This window comes from Vibrio owensii CAIM 1854 = LMG 25443 (assembly GCF_000817815.1).
Lineage (GTDB): Bacteria > Pseudomonadota > Gammaproteobacteria > Enterobacterales > Vibrionaceae > Vibrio > Vibrio owensii.
Genome location: NZ_JPRD01000020.1, coordinates 71755 through 84527, shown reverse-complemented (window position 1 = coordinate 84527; position 12773 = coordinate 71755). Strand labels below are relative to the sequence as shown.

Below are 12773 nucleotides of genomic sequence, written 5' to 3'. Positions count from 1 at the left end.
TCACGCAATGCTCATTTGTGATTATTTTGATATTTATCAATTTTGCCCTCCAAAAAACCCTACAAATGGTAAGCGGATCACACACAAAAACTAAATTATCAACAAATACAACAACTTATAAAATCCTGTGATGAAGTTCAGATTTTCATCAGTCTTGAATTTGACAATCAAGAGTGTGATTAATAGAATCAAAACAAATCACAAGCAATCACCAAATAATCACTAGATACACATTTCGGTGAATTTGAATCAAATAGGGTGATGGGTATGAATGAAGTACAAAGACACAATGGCATTCTGTCTTTATTAGAAGAAAATCAGACGATTAACGTCTCACACATTATTGAGAGCTTTAACGTCTCTCCAGCGACGGCTCGCCGTGATATCTCTAAGCTGGATGAACTAGGCAAACTACGCAAAGTACGCAACGGCGCAGAACGCGTCGAAGCAGAAAAGAAAAAATGGTCACCGCTGAACATCAACAGCACTGAGCATTACGAAGAAAAATCCTTGATTGCGATGCAAGCCGCTGAGCTTTGTCAGCCTGGCGACAGCGTGGTCATCAACTGCGGTTCGACCGCTTTCCTACTTGGGCAGAAGCTATGTGGGCAAGACGTGCAGATCGTCACCAACTACTTCCCATTGGCAAGCTACCTGATCAATGAAGACCATGACGATGTGATCATCATTGGCGGTCAATACAACCGTTCGCAAAAACTGTTCTTAAATCCGGCACCCAACTCGCTTGGCAGTTACGCAGGCAATTGGATGTTCACCTCGGGTAAAGGGTTAACCGAAGCCGGACTCTACAAAGCCGACATGTTAACCGCGGTGGCTGAGCAGCAAATGCTTGAGCAAATCGACAAACTTGTCGTCGTGGTAGACAGCTCCAAAGTGGGTCACAGAACGGGCATGTTGTTCTGTCCTACCGAGAAAATCGACATTCTGATCACTGGCAAAAACGCCAACCCAGAGGTCATCAAAGCGATAGAAGCAAAAGGGACACAAGTCATTCTGGTCTAACGCGCCCTAGCCTCTTTCTCAAATAAATAAAAATAATTCAGCTCAGTGCCTTAACCACAAATTAAGGCGCTCGGCTCCCTACATCCCAAATTTAATAAAAATTGTGAAACAAAAAGGTGTTGCTATGAGTAAAGTAAATGAAATCACTCGTGAATCTTGGATCCTAAATACATTCCCTGAGTGGGGTACCTGGTTAAACGAAGAGATCGAAAATACGGTGGTAGAACCAAATACATTCTCGATGTGGTGGCTAGGTTGTACAGGTATCTGGTTGAAGAGTGAGGGCAACACCAATATCTCTATCGACTTCTGGTGTGGTACGGGCAAAAAGACGCAAAAAAATGCCTTCATGAAGAACCAGCACCAAATGATGCGTATGGGCGGTGTCGAAGCGCTGCAACCAAACCTACGTACTGCTATCTTCCCGCTTGACCCATTTGCTATCAAAGAGATCGACGCTGTGATGGCATCCCATGACCATGCTGACCATATCGACGTGAACGTCGCGGCAGCGGTACTGCAAAACTGTGGTGACCACGTGAAGTTCATCGGTCCACAAGCATGTGTCGATTTATGGATGGGCTGGGGCGTGCCAGAAGAGCGTTGTGTGGTCGCGAAAGTGGGCGATGTACTTGAGGTCGGCGACATGAAGATCCGCGTACTGGATTCTTTCGACCGTACTGCTCTTGTCACGCTGCCAGAGGGCACTTCATCTTACGATAAAGAAATCCTCGACGGCATGGACAAACGCGCAGTGAACTACCTGATTGAAACTTCAGGCGGCTCGGTTTACCACTCTGGTGACTCACACTACTCAAACTACTACGCCGCACACGGCAACGAATACCAAATTGACGTGGCACTGTTGTCATTCGGTGAGAACCCACGCGGCGTGACTGACAAGATGACGTCTTCTGACATCCTACGCGCAGCAGAATCATTGAATTGTGATGTCGTGATGCCATTCCACCACGATATTTGGGCGAACTTCCAAAACGACCCACGCGAAATCGAAGTGTTGTGGAACATGAAGAAAGACCGTCTGCAATACAAGTTCGCACCGTTCTTCTGGCAAGTTGGGGGCAAATACACCTTCCCTACCGATAAAGGTCGCATGCACTACCAACACTTCCGTGGCTTTAGCGACATCTTCAAAAACGAACCAGAACTGCCATACAAAGCGTTCTTGTAATTCCGTCGCAACGTCCGTTTGGCAGGAATAAAAAAAGCCCGTCGCGATGATGGATGCGACGGGCAATTAGCTAGAGTCTTATAAGGAGAAAAGGAAATTACTGATGATAAATGTCCGACGATTTCGCATCAGTAACGTCCTCAACAAACCGAATATTAGTCATTGATAAATTTAAAGGACATGGCTCATTCCAGTAATCTAAATTGTTGATGCCTATTGCTCTAAGCCGATCAAAAAAGCCAGTCTCTCGGGACTGGCTTTTGCTTTGTGGAGCGTGGCTAGTCACTTAATAAAAGAAATACAGCCCTGTAGAATCACTAGGTTAACGATGTCGATAAAGAACGCGCCAACAATAGGCACCACCATGAAGGCTTGTGGTGATGGACCGAAGCGGTTAACGATAGAGCCCATGTTCATCACTGCTGTTGGCGTTGCGCCCAGACCAAAGCCACAGTGACCACTTGCGATGACTGCAGCATCGTAGTTGCTGCCCATCACACGGAACGTTACGTAGTACGCGAAGACTGCCAAAATCACCGATTGCACCGCAAGAATGATAAGGAACGGGATTGCTAGGTCGAAGATGTTCCACAGTTTTAGGCTCATTAGCGCCATCGCTAGGAACAGAGACAGCGAAACCGTACCAAGAATATCGACCGTCTCAACATCCACTTTGCGTACTTTGGTCACTTCCATGATGTTGGTGATCACCACACCGATAAACAGCGCGTAAACGAAGTCTGGAATCATCAACCATTTGATACCAAAGCTGCTCACCCAACCTTCTAAGTAACCAGCACCTGTGACACACAGCAGGATGATCGACAAGCTCTCGACCACTTTTTTCGCGGTTACGCGGTCTTCTTCGTGCTCGTTGTAGGTCACCAATTCAGGGAAACGCTCGTGAGTCTGATTGGTGCGTCCGTATTCAGATTCAAGGTTACGTTTATCGATCAAGCGCTGCGCTACTGGGCTGCCGATGATGCCACCAATCACCAAACCAAAGGTAGCGGATGCCATTGCCACTTCTAAAACGTTGTGCAAGCCGTACATGTCTTGGAAGGTTTGCGACCATGCTGCGCCTGTACCGTGACCGCCAGACAGCGTAATCGAACCTGCAATCAAGCCCATAAGCGGGTCTAAGCCAAGCGCGGTTGCCAAAGAGACACCTACCGCGTTTTGAATAAGAATGTACACCGATGCCACGGCTAAGAAGATAAACACCTTAGCGCCGCCTTTAATCAATTGGGTGTAGTTCGCAGCCAAACCAACAGTGGCGAAGAACATCAACATGAAAGTATTTTGCAGCGGTAAATCGAAAACTAAATCCACTCCATTGAAGTGCATCGCGGTGATCGCACACGCGACAATCAAACCACCCACGATTGGCTCGGGAATATTGAATTTCTTTAAGATCGGTAATTTAGCGTTAACGAATTGTCCCAAGAACAACACACAAATAGCGACGAGAAACGACTCTTGTGGACCGACAGAAATAACCTGATTCATAAAACCTCTTTGCCTCCTTTTTCTCATCCTTTGAGTAACAACTCGCAGGTTGAGCGGTATTTAGGCAGGTCAGAGTGCCTACTGAACGTGTGGTTTTCTAGGGTCCAAACCCACTAAATTCTCATTAAATAAGAAAGCAACAACTCGGATATTCACCCAATTCTCACTCAGTGAAAAAACACACTTTTTCACCAAGTTTTGTGGCGCAATTTTCTCGTTTTTTTAGCTCTTCTCAACTTATGAGAAGTGAACAATTTTTTACCAGTTTTTGAAGGCAAAAACGTATGCGATTGCGTACAAATTTTGCGTGAAACTCTGGTGCAAACTTTGTCGAAATTTCATCGGCAAAAGTGATTGAGAAAACAGCGCAAGAAGATTGGTGCTTTCTATCGCACTGCCAAGGTGTTATACATATATATAACACCAACTCAGCCAAGGAAACCAATCATGACGCATTGGCATGATCGCCAACCGATTTTCCGTCAGTTGGCTGACCAGATCACCCAGCAAATATTGCAAGGCATCTGGCAAGAGGGCGAAGCTTTGCCTTCGGTACGCAGTGTCTCTGCGGATATGAAGATCAACCACCTGACGGTCATGAAGGGCTATCAGTTATTGGTTGATGAAGGATTGGTAGAAAAGAAACGTGGGCAAGGCATGTTTGTCGCCCAAGGTGCAAAAAAACAGCTGCTTGCTGATGAAAAAGCACGTTTCCTTGAGCAACAAATTCCGCAGATCGCCGACACACTACAACGTCTGGATATGTCTCTTGATGAATTTATCCAACAAATCCAAACACATATTGAAGGTGACCAATGAGCGCATTAGTCAGTGTAAAACACGTCTCCAAGCAATATCGTCAGCAGGGTGAAGCGCTGCATGACGTGAGCTTTGATCTACAAGCAGGTCAAGTGCTTGGCTTGCTAGGTCATAACGGTGCGGGTAAATCGACTCTCATTAACGCCCTACTCGGTGCACACGAATATCAGGGCACCATTCGCATCAACGGCTTTGAGCCAATCATGCAACGCGACAAAATCATGCAGAGCTTGTCTTACATCTCGGATGTGAACGTTCTGCCAAACTGGATGACGGTTGCTCAGCTGCTCGATTACACCGAGGGCGTACACCCAGGTTTTAATCGCAGCAAAGCCGATGCCATGCTTCGTCAAACCGACATCAAGCCGCGTGCACGCATCAAATCCCTATCGAAAGGCATGAAGGTGCAATTGCACTTAGCTGTCGTCATCGCGACCAATACGCAGATTCTAATTCTGGACGAGCCGACGCTTGGCTTGGATTTGGTTTATCGCGATACCTTCTACCGTCATTTGCTGGAATGGTTCCACGATGGCGAGCGTGTGCTGATCATAGCAAGCCATGAAGTATCGGAAATCGAACACCTACTGACGGACGTGCTTATCCTTAAACACGGTCGACCTGTTCTGCAAACTTCAATGGACAGCATCAGCGAAGATTACTTCATTCTTGATGCCAGTGATGAACATCGCGCACAAATCGAAGCACTGAAACCACTGTCATCGCAAAAAGGCTTGGGCACAACTAAATGGTTGCTGTCATCACAATACGCAGAACAAGCGGCAGGGCTGGGTGATGTGTATGGCGTCAAGCTCGCGGATCTGTTCTTAGCATTGCAGAAGGAGGCAGCATAATGAAATCGATTGTCGCGATGTTGCGTAAAGAATGGTTAGAGAACCCATTGGTTACACGCGTGCCATTATTTATGTTTGCCTGTGGCGTGCTGCTGTTTGTCAGCTTAATGAGCAGCTCGACACTGCAACACAATATGTTCTTCCAAATGAGCTTTGGCGGTGATGTCAGTGACATCCACAAAGAGCTCGGCGATGACGTCAACATGCTGCTCACAGGTGGCATTGGTTTGTTGTCTATCCTGCTTGGCACTCAATACTTCCCAAGAACGCTGCGTAAAGAGCGCTCAGAGGGCAGTATCATGTTTTGGCGCAGTATGCCTGTCAGTGACGTGAAAACCCACCTGGTGAAGCTGACGTTTGGTTTATTGGTGATTCCGTTAGTGTGTTCGGTATTGGTTTTCGCTGCGGACTTTATGCTGTGGATGTTGAATGTTTCAACTGACCACCAGCTGGCGTTGTTGTATCGCCAAGCCTCATTAGGTTTTGTGCTGCTGAACTGGATTGAATTCTTGCTTCGAATGGTGGTGGCAGGCGTGTTGTTATTGCCGCTCGCACTAACCGCAATGGCAATCTCACAGAAAGTGAACTCACCACTATTGGTGATCTTGATTGGTATTTACGCGCTACGTTGGATGCCAATTGCGATGTTCAACTTCTATGGTCTGGATGATTTCTTCTCAGCAATTTTCTATCTACCACTGCACGCGATTCTTGCGCCAAACCCGTTCAGCGCGATTCCAGATGCAGGTTGGATGAACGTTGGGATTTACGCTTTCATCGGTGTGCTTGCTTGGACGGCTAGCATCAAGTTCAGCCGCACCGTGAACTAACAAGCACAAGCGAAACCACACAAAAAGCGAGGTACTGTCCTCGCTTTTTTCATTTTCAGCACCAACCATCTTCACTCTGTTTGCTCCAACGCAAAAATAATCAGCCTATAGCGATAGCGCTTCGGCGTGGTTAAGTTCATAATCCCCCGCTTAATGCGCTCAGCGCTGTTATCTAGAATTTTTGAAAAGCAGAACACCAACCATGACCACCAAGCCAACAGCCATTATTGGACTGTACAACCCAAAGAGTCCAACCAACGTTGGCGCTGTGTTGCGAGCCGCTGGCTGCTACGACGCTGCGCAAGTTCGTTACAACGGCACACGCTACAGCCGCGCAGTAAAGTTCCAGACCGACACCCAGAACTCACAAGAACGTATTCAATTAGTAGAGATGGAAGACCTCACTGCTAATGTTGCCGACGATGTGGAAATTGTTTGTGTTGAGTTAGTGGTCGGTGCAACAGCACTGCCGCAATTCACTCACCCAGAGAACGCGATTTATGTGTTTGGACCAGAGGATGGCTCATTGCCGCAAGAGATGGTCGATAAGGCGCATCACGTGGTGTACGTGCCGACTCACGGTTGTATGAACCTAGCCGCGACGGTGAACGTTGTGCTTTACGATCGTATGGCGAAAACACTGGGGACGATTGATGACCACCAGCAAGTGCTTGCTAATCGCGACAATAAGAACCGCTTGAAAATGAAAGCGTGCGTTTAGACAAACGCAACTCGTCGTTGGCAAACGCCAGATACAAAAAAGGTCACAGCAATACTGTGACCTTTTGTTTTATTTGGCGTCTTAATCTATCTAGCCAAGGAACGAGATGTAGCCTTGTAGAATGATCAAGTTAACGATGTCGATGAAGAAGGCACCAACAATCGGCACAACCATGAACGCTTGTGGTGACGGACCAAAGCGGTTAACGATTGAACCCATGTTCATTACCGCCGTTGGGGTTGCACCCAAACCAAAGCCACAGTGACCACCAGAGATAACCGCAGCATCATAGTTGCTACCCATCACCTTGAACGTTACGTAATAGGTGAAGATAGCCAGAATCACCGACTGCACGCCCAGAATCACCAAGAATGGGATTGCTAGGTCGAAAATGTTCCACAGTTTTAGGCTCATCAATGCCATTGCTAAGAATAGAGACAGTGATACCGTACCTAGCATATCGACCGTTTCTGTATCTAACTTACGAACTTTAGTCACTTCCAAGAAGTTAGTGATGATCACACCAATGAACAACGCGTAAACGAAGTCTGGAATCATCAGCCATTTAATCTCGTAAGTGCTCACCCATTGTTCTACGTACTTCGCACCTGTTACACAGATCAATAGGAAGAACAGTTTCTCAACCACTTTTTTCGCGGTTACTTTGTCTTCTTCGTACTCGTTGTACGTCACCAATTCTGGGAATTTTTCGTGAGTTTTGGCATCTCGGCCACCAGGACCATACTCAGATTCGATCTTGTTCTTTTCGATCAATCGCTGAGCAACCGGACTACCGATGATACCACCGATGATCAAACCGAATGTTGCTGACGCCATCGCGATTTCCAATACGTTATTCAAACCGTAAACGTCTTGGAAAGTTTGTGACCACGCCGCCCCCGTGCCGTGACCACCTGATAGAGTAATCGAACCCGCAATAAGCCCCATCAGTGGATCTAACCCTAGTGCCGCCGCTAATGAGACACCGACACCGTTTTGTATGATGATGTAGAACGACGCGACTGCTAAGAAGATGAATACCTTCGCGCCCCCTTTCATCAACTGAGTGTAGTTTGCTGCCAAACCAACAGTAGCAAAGAACATCAGCATAAATGTGTTCTGCAACGGTAAATCGAATTCCAGATCGATACCGTTAAAATGAAGAGCAGTAATGATGCAGGCGACGATTAAGCCTCCCACAATCGGCTCAGGTATGTTGAATTTCTTTAAGATCGGTAGCTTAGCATTAATAAAATGCCCCAGGAAAAGCACACTGATCGCAACCAAAAAGGACTCCAGTGCACCTACAGATATTAAATGATTCATATCGCCTCTTATTATTGTTCTCTTCATCCTCCGTAATGATTGAGTGTTAGTTTAACCTTCGCTCAATAGCAAATTTTCTCGCTATATTTTTTCGAAAATACTCAAAAGGTTGTGTTAAATGCGCCTTAGGCTAGTTTAAGGGACGGTCGTTAAGCGATGTTCTGATTTACGCGCTATTCGCAAGCCCTAAAATGTAAAAGGAGCCTGTTAAGCTCCTTCTTATCCTCTTCATAGACAACCAGAAATGACTGCTTGCAGGAGATGGATATAATGTTGTGAGTATTGTCCGAGTGACACTTTCTGAACCGCTATCGGGCTCCCTTACTTAAACAGAAAGTGATCATTACTATCGAGCAAAGTTCCTTCCCGTCATAACGAATAGAGCGCCGAGGTGGCGCTCTAACATCTGGGTTTGCTTGTATCCCATCGTAGTTCAAAAACTCTGACTCATGGTGTTTGAAACGAGCCGAATCCCGGGAAATTCTCAAGCTTGCAACAAGTGTTCTCGTTACAACGGAGCGAGATTATAACATATCGCTGAAAATTTTCCTCATTTCAGTGCTATTCGCCACTTTCATAGTTTGCTTCTGCAATGATCAACTGTTCAATATCATTACTGCAGATGAAAGCGCGAAGCGCCTCGAACTTGGCTTCATCCCACGTGTAGATTTGCAGGGCGAGCAGCTTATCAATGATGTCTTGCTCGAAGCGAAGCTTAACGGGCTTTGCCGGAGATCCTGCCACCACGGTGTAAGGTGGAACATCTTTGGTCACGACGCTGTTTGCGGCAATCACTGCGCCTTCCCCAATGGTGACGCCGGGCATGATCATCGCGCGCATGCCAATCCAAGCCGAATCACCAATCACAGTATCGCCTTTGCCTTGGTAAGATTGTTCGATGTCATCAAGGAACGGATACAGACAGAACCAGTCCGTCCTGTGATTGTGGTTGCCGCCCATCAAAATCACCGCTTCAGCCGCAATACAAACGTAATCACCGATATAGAGCTGATCGACTTCCCACCTCGGCTGCCACGCTTTACTCACTTCATCACCATGCAGATAACGCACGACAGAATCTTCGAAGCCATTATCCCAACAATCGCTGTAATAACTGTGGGTGCCTTTGATATGGATGTTTTGGTTTTGCACCACTTGGTGCAGGTACTGAAATTTGGACCAATGTTTTTTCATGGCAATTACCTCAATAGAGTAAATGTATGCCACGGAACGATTTCTCGTGGCGTTGTTGCTGCGTTCTCAGTCAACGACGCCTATTGGATGCGGGGTTGCAGTAGTAATGGATTATTCATGAATGTGTCCTCCAGCGCGCACACTATAAAAAGCATGTATAATTTTCAAGCAAACCAAACAAATAACAAGATTCCGAAAATGAAAAGTCACTCTGCCTTTGCCTCTCTGCTGCTGTTTGCTGCCACAGCGTCTGCGAGCGAAAACATTAAAATCGAATACCGCCCAGCGGAAACTGCCGACGATCGCTTTGCTGCGCAAGTGATTGAAAGCAGTGAAGTGAACGACATCTTTGTCCAGCTTTCTGATGATTACTTCCCGTTTGATAATCCACTAACACTGACCTACGGTGGCGAAGACGGTCCACTTTACGATCCAGAAACCCACACCATCCATATTCCCTACACCTTCTATCTGGAATCATTCAACTACTTCACCAACAACAAATACCAAGAACGTTACGGTAAATCACCGAAAACGGGCGCGCTCGATACTTTGCTGCACACACTATTGCACGAAGCCGGACACGCTTACATTGCCGATCAAAACATTCCTGTACTGGGTAAAGAGGAAGATGCGGTCGACAACTTCGCCACCATTTTGTTGATTGATTACGTCGATGACGGTGCCGATGTGGCGATCAGTGCTGCAGACATGTTCGCATTCGAATCCGACGACAGACCGGACTACTACGATTTTGGCGAATACATTGACGAGCACAGTTTCGATCTGCAGCGTTACTTCTCTACCCTGTGTCTGGTCTACGGCAGCGATCCAGAGCAATACAAAGCCTTGTTAGATGAAGTAGAAAAAGATTACTTACGCGATCGTAAAGAGTTCTGCCAATTCAATTACGGCAACATTCGCGATAATTGGCTGCATTACTTGCAAAACAATGAACTAAAAGAAAAATAATCGCGTAAAAGGGATAAGAACCTCCAATAATGAGCTCAATCATGACCAAACTGACCGTATTTTACGATGGCACTTGTCCCTTGTGCGCCAAGGAGATGAAGGCGCTAAAACAACGCGATGCCAAGCAGCAAATAAAAACCGTCGATATCTACAGCGAGGCGTTCGCCGCTTATCCGCAGATCGATCCGGAGCAAGCCAACACCATTTTGCATGCCCTCAACGATAAGGGAGAGCTGCTGCTTGGGTTGGATGTGACTCATCGAGCATGGCAACTGGTCGGTCGCGGTTGGTTGTATGCACCGCTACGTTGGCGCGTTGTCAAACCTGTTGCGGATTGGCTTTACCTCAAATTTGCCAAAAACCGCTACCGCGTCTCCTACTGGTTAACGGGCACTTCTCGCTGCAATAACGGTTCGTGTTCACGTTAATTGTGATCCTGCTTAAAAATGCTACGACCTTAGTCTAAATTTATAAACTTCCAGTACTTCTGATTGATTAACTCGGTTAATCTCTAAGCATTACAACAATAAGTATTAATAATTTTATCAGGCAAGCTTATTCAGCTTGTCACTTGTAACGCTGCGCCGAGAGAAGGACGTCTCTATGAATCTGACGATCAGAAAACGACTATATATCCTTTCAATAATTCCAATTCTAACCATGGCAATAGGCATGATGTGGTTCACCTATCTACAAACCACAGCCTACAACGAACACGAGATTGAGCAGACTCGAAGTCAAATGATGGAGATGAAAAAAGCCGAGCTCAAAAACTACGTCCAAATGGCGCGCTCCGCCGTCGAGCCACTACTCGCTCAAAATGCCCCACTTGAAGAAGCACTGCCTATCTTGAAACAGTTGGAGTTCGGTCAATCCGGCTACATCTTTGGCTACGATTCAAAAGGCGTGCGTGTCGTGGTGGGTAAAAACACCAAAGGCATCGGAGAGAACTTCTATAACTTGCAGGACAAGAAAGGCAATTACCTGATTCAGGATTTGATCAAAAATTCCAAAACAGGCGAGTTCACGACTTATTACTTCCCGAAACTCGGTCAGAACGAAGCACTACCGAAACTGAGCTACTCGGTCTTTATTCCTGAATGGGATTTGATGTTGGGTACGGGCTTCTACACTGACGATATCGACGCCATTGTGGCAAACATGGAAGAAGCCGCGCATCAGGCCCTCAACACCACACTGACGGCAATTGCTCTGTTCTGTGTCTCGATTGCAGCCATCGTCGCGGTCTTCGCGGTGTTTGTTAACCGCAGCATCATGAAGCCTATTGAGCAGTTTGATGCTTCAATTCACTCTTTCGCGCAAGGCGATGCAGACTTAACTGCGCGCATGGAAGAATCAAGCGTGCCGGAGTTCACTCAGCTTAGCCGTAACTTCAATATCTTCGTTGAAAGCCTGCAAGGCATAATCAAGAGCGTTAGCCACGTAGGGCAAGAAGTGGTTTCAGAGACCAACGACATGTCACAGCGAGCATTGCAAGTGGATGAATTGGCTTCAGGTCAACGTGAAGAAACCGAACAAGTCGCTGCGGCAATGACCGAGATGACAGCAACGGCGCACGAGATTTCCAGCAACGCTAACCAAGCGGCGCAATCCGCCAAAGACGCCGATGAAAATTCACAGCAAGCGAAACACATTGTTGATTCGGCAGCGAACTCCGTCGAAGCGCTCGCTTTAGAAGTGTCAGAAGCCAGCACGGTGATTTCTCGTTTAGAGAGCGATGTACAAAACATTTCTTCTTCGCTAGAAGTGATTCAAGACATCGCTGAGCAAACCAACCTATTGGCACTGAACGCAGCCATTGAAGCAGCCCGTGCAGGCGAACAAGGCCGCGGCTTCGCAGTCGTTGCCGATGAGGTTCGTAAACTGGCGAGTCGCACTCAAGACAGCACAGGCGAAATTCACCAAATGATTGAGCAATTGAAGTCTGGCTCGGATGCGGCAGTGAAAGCCATGGGTTCGAGCCAAGCGCGCGGTGAAGCAACGGTTGAAGAAGCACGAGCAGCCTCTGCCGCACTGCAAGAAATCCAAGCCGCAATTGCTAACATCATGGACATGAACACCCTGATCGCAACGGCAACCGAAGAGCAAAGCCAAGTTGGGCAAGAGATTTCACAACGCATCGAAGTCATCTCTCAACAAAGCAGCCAATCGGCGCACCTTGCCAACCAAAACCGCGCAGGCAGTGGCAACCTTAACCACAAAGCTAACGAGCTGTACGACTTGGTCGGTCGCTTTACGGTTTAACGCTTTCCTCCCCCTTACATCTTGCAAACAGCGACGCCAAAACGTCGCTGTTTTTATTTCTGCTATCC

Annotated in this window: 12 protein-coding genes; 9 read left to right on the top strand and 3 right to left on the bottom strand. The window is 46.9% G+C overall.

What is annotated here, in order from left to right:
- Window positions 1-267 precede the first annotated feature (267 nt).
- Both ulaR and ulaG read left to right on the top strand, forming a co-directional pair.
- Window positions 268-1023 carry an HTH-type transcriptional regulator UlaR gene (gene ulaR, locus H735_RS12735; protein WP_005448893.1) on the top strand — a complete coding sequence of 252 codons (756 nt, stop codon included), beginning with the start codon at window positions 268-270 and terminating at the stop codon, window positions 1021-1023.
- A gap of 124 nt (window positions 1024-1147) precedes the next feature.
- Window positions 1148-2215 carry an L-ascorbate 6-phosphate lactonase gene (ulaG, locus tag H735_RS12730; protein ID WP_005448892.1) on the top strand — a complete coding sequence of 356 codons (1068 nt, stop codon included), beginning with the start codon at window positions 1148-1150 and terminating at the stop codon, window positions 2213-2215.
- 282 nt (window positions 2216-2497) lie between these two features.
- Here the strand turns inward: ulaG and gltS (H735_RS12725) are convergent, their stop codons facing one another.
- A complete protein-coding gene (gene gltS, locus H735_RS12725; RefSeq protein WP_020195065.1) occupies window positions 2498-3724 on the bottom strand; it encodes a sodium/glutamate symporter in 1227 nt (408 codons plus the stop codon).
- Between the two features lie 447 nt (window positions 3725-4171).
- Here gltS (H735_RS12725) and H735_RS12720 point away from each other — a divergent pair, with 447 nt between their 5' ends.
- From H735_RS12720 to H735_RS12705, 4 genes are all read left to right on the top strand, one after another.
- Window positions 4172-4543 carry a GntR family transcriptional regulator gene (locus H735_RS12720; RefSeq protein ID WP_005428840.1) on the top strand — a complete coding sequence of 124 codons (372 nt, stop codon included), beginning with the start codon at window positions 4172-4174 and terminating at the stop codon, window positions 4541-4543.
- A complete protein-coding gene (locus tag H735_RS12715; protein ID WP_020195064.1) occupies window positions 4540-5397 on the top strand; it encodes an ABC transporter ATP-binding protein in 858 nt (285 codons plus the stop codon). The genes H735_RS12720 and H735_RS12715 overlap by 4 nt, the downstream gene beginning before the upstream one ends.
- A complete protein-coding gene (locus H735_RS12710; protein ID WP_020195063.1) occupies window positions 5397-6227 on the top strand; it encodes a membrane protein in 831 nt (276 codons plus the stop codon). Before H735_RS12715 ends, H735_RS12710 begins: the two co-directional genes overlap by 1 nt.
- A 202-nt stretch (window positions 6228-6429) precedes the next feature.
- Window positions 6430-6948, top strand: coding sequence for an RNA methyltransferase (locus H735_RS12705; RefSeq protein ID WP_020195062.1), 519 nt, complete (start codon window positions 6430-6432; stop codon window positions 6946-6948).
- A gap of 90 nt (window positions 6949-7038) precedes the next feature.
- Here the strand turns inward: H735_RS12705 and gltS (H735_RS12700) are convergent, their stop codons facing one another.
- Both gltS (H735_RS12700) and H735_RS12695 read right to left on the bottom strand, forming a co-directional pair.
- The gene (gene gltS / locus H735_RS12700) at window positions 7039-8274 is read right to left on the bottom strand and encodes a sodium/glutamate symporter (RefSeq protein WP_005443440.1); all 1236 of its coding nucleotides are present in this window, start codon (window positions 8272-8274) and stop codon (window positions 7039-7041) included.
- A 561-nt stretch (window positions 8275-8835) separates the two neighbouring features.
- Window positions 8836-9468 (bottom strand): CatB-related O-acetyltransferase, encoded by a 633-nt coding sequence (locus H735_RS12695; RefSeq protein ID WP_020195061.1) that lies wholly within the window; start codon window positions 9466-9468, stop codon window positions 8836-8838.
- Window positions 9469-9666: 198 nt separating this feature from the next.
- Here H735_RS12695 and H735_RS12690 point away from each other — a divergent pair, with 198 nt between their 5' ends.
- The 3 genes from H735_RS12690 to H735_RS12680 all read left to right on the top strand — a co-directional run bounded on the left by H735_RS12690 (window position 9667) and on the right by H735_RS12680 (window position 12705).
- Window positions 9667-10440, top strand: coding sequence for a DUF4344 domain-containing metallopeptidase (locus H735_RS12690; protein WP_027726606.1), 774 nt, complete (start codon window positions 9667-9669; stop codon window positions 10438-10440).
- A gap of 41 nt (window positions 10441-10481) precedes the next feature.
- Window positions 10482-10868, top strand: coding sequence for a thiol-disulfide oxidoreductase DCC family protein (locus H735_RS12685; RefSeq protein WP_020195059.1), 387 nt, complete (start codon window positions 10482-10484; stop codon window positions 10866-10868).
- A gap of 175 nt (window positions 10869-11043) precedes the next feature.
- Window positions 11044-12705: a methyl-accepting chemotaxis protein gene (locus H735_RS12680; protein ID WP_027726605.1), complete on the top strand. Its 1662-nt coding sequence runs from the start codon at window positions 11044-11046 to the stop codon at window positions 12703-12705.
- The last annotated feature ends 68 nt before the right edge of the window (window positions 12706-12773 follow it).

Coding starts and splice junctions, on each gene's coding strand:
- H735_RS12715 (WP_020195064.1), top strand. CDS start 4,540: ATGAGCGCATTAGTCAGTGTAAAACACGTCTCCAAGCAATATCGTCAG.
- H735_RS12690 (WP_027726606.1), top strand. CDS start 9,667: ATGAAAAGTCACTCTGCCTTTGCCTCTCTGCTGCTGTTTGCTGCCACA.
- H735_RS12685 (WP_020195059.1), top strand. CDS start 10,482: ATGACCAAACTGACCGTATTTTACGATGGCACTTGTCCCTTGTGCGCC.
- H735_RS12680 (WP_027726605.1), top strand. CDS start 11,044: ATGAATCTGACGATCAGAAAACGACTATATATCCTTTCAATAATTCCA.
- H735_RS12695 (WP_020195061.1), bottom strand. CDS start 9,468: ATGAAAAAACATTGGTCCAAATTTCAGTACCTGCACCAAGTGGTGCAA.
- ulaG (WP_005448892.1), top strand. CDS start 1,148: ATGAGTAAAGTAAATGAAATCACTCGTGAATCTTGGATCCTAAATACA.
- gltS (WP_005443440.1), bottom strand. CDS start 8,274: ATGAATCATTTAATATCTGTAGGTGCACTGGAGTCCTTTTTGGTTGCG.
- H735_RS12720 (WP_005428840.1), top strand. CDS start 4,172: ATGACGCATTGGCATGATCGCCAACCGATTTTCCGTCAGTTGGCTGAC.
- H735_RS12710 (WP_020195063.1), top strand. CDS start 5,397: ATGAAATCGATTGTCGCGATGTTGCGTAAAGAATGGTTAGAGAACCCA.
- H735_RS12705 (WP_020195062.1), top strand. CDS start 6,430: ATGACCACCAAGCCAACAGCCATTATTGGACTGTACAACCCAAAGAGT.
- ulaR (WP_005448893.1), top strand. CDS start 268: ATGAATGAAGTACAAAGACACAATGGCATTCTGTCTTTATTAGAAGAA.
- gltS (WP_020195065.1), bottom strand. CDS start 3,724: ATGAATCAGGTTATTTCTGTCGGTCCACAAGAGTCGTTTCTCGTCGCT.